The sequence below is a fragment of the Roseobacter sp. HKCCA2468 genome, assembly GCF_037805105.1.
Lineage (GTDB): Bacteria > Pseudomonadota > Alphaproteobacteria > Rhodobacterales > Rhodobacteraceae > M30B80.
In genome coordinates this window covers 1-1168 of record NZ_JBBLYN010000026.1, presented here as the reverse complement: position 1 = coordinate 1168, position 1168 = coordinate 1, and the positions used below count along the sequence as shown (strand labels likewise).

General features: G+C 57.0%; 1 protein-coding gene. It reads left to right on the top strand.

The window, feature by feature from the left end; translation table 11 throughout:
* On the top strand, positions 1 to 1168 hold a 1168-nt coding region (locus AAC620_RS12355; RefSeq protein WP_340245419.1), incomplete at both ends, for a hypothetical protein.

The following is a 1168-nucleotide window of genomic DNA, read 5'->3' as shown; positions in this document are numbered from 1 at the left end:
GTTGAAGGGGCTGTTGAGACCGGTTCCGGTGCCAATATGGCATTGATTAATAGCGCATTGGATACGACAGCGATCGCTTCTGCCAATGTAGACACGCTCGAGAAAGTACAGGCTTTGGTGGATGCCGCAGCGAAGGTTGTTGCGCTTGCCGGTGATACAGCTGCCCCACGGCTGGTGGCCGGTGATCTGACTAAACTGGGCGTGGATCTGACGTCACTTGCTAGTGGTAACACCAAAGCCAACGCTATCGCATTGATTAATGACCTCCTGGTGGCCGATGCTACGGCACAGACCTCGGTTGGCGATATCCAGACCAAGGCTGATGCCCTGGGTGCATTGATCGACGATGTTGTTCAAACCACTCCGGCGGCCCTAGCAATCACTACCTCGGACCTTGAGGCGCTCGGCTTCAATGCAACGTCGCCCTCGCTGTTGAATGGTGATGGCTCAGCCGCCTCAACGGACATTACCGCCAGTAATCTACAGGCTATCCGCCTGGCACTGTCAGCGACCGCAGATGACCTGTCGGATCTGGCGAGCCTGTCTGATCTGCAGACCTTAGTGAACGATACCGCCAAAGCGGCGAACAAGATTGAGAACTACGCGGAAACAGCGTCGGCTTCGACGCCAACATCGGCGGCACTGATCCCTGATGTGGCTGACTTTGAGGCCATTGGCGCCACGGGAGTTACTACAGCGAACCTGGACTTCGTGCTGTCGGCTCTGGCCGATGACGATGTTCTGAGTAGCATCACTGAAATCAACGCAGACATCCAGGGTCTGGTCGATGTGGTGCTTAAGCTGGAGCACCTGGCCGATGGAGTGGACAACGTCCTTGAAGAAGGGGACAGTGCGACGACGGGCTTTGAGGCGACCAGCGCCAAGCTGACCGCCGCCGAGCTGCAGGCGTTGGGCATCAACCTTGTTACCGATACAGATACACAGTCTGCGCAGGTGGCGATGCTGGGCGACTTCCTCGATCTGGCAGATGCCCAATCGCTGGCTGACATAGCTTCAATCCAGACACAAGCCGATGCCATTGCTGATGTGCTGGCGAATATGGCGCTCGATAGCACGGTAGCCCACAGCTATACGACGACCGATGGCAGTGATGGCGACGGCGTGAGTATGGCGTCTCTTCAGGCCTTGGGGTTCACTCAAGTGAGCA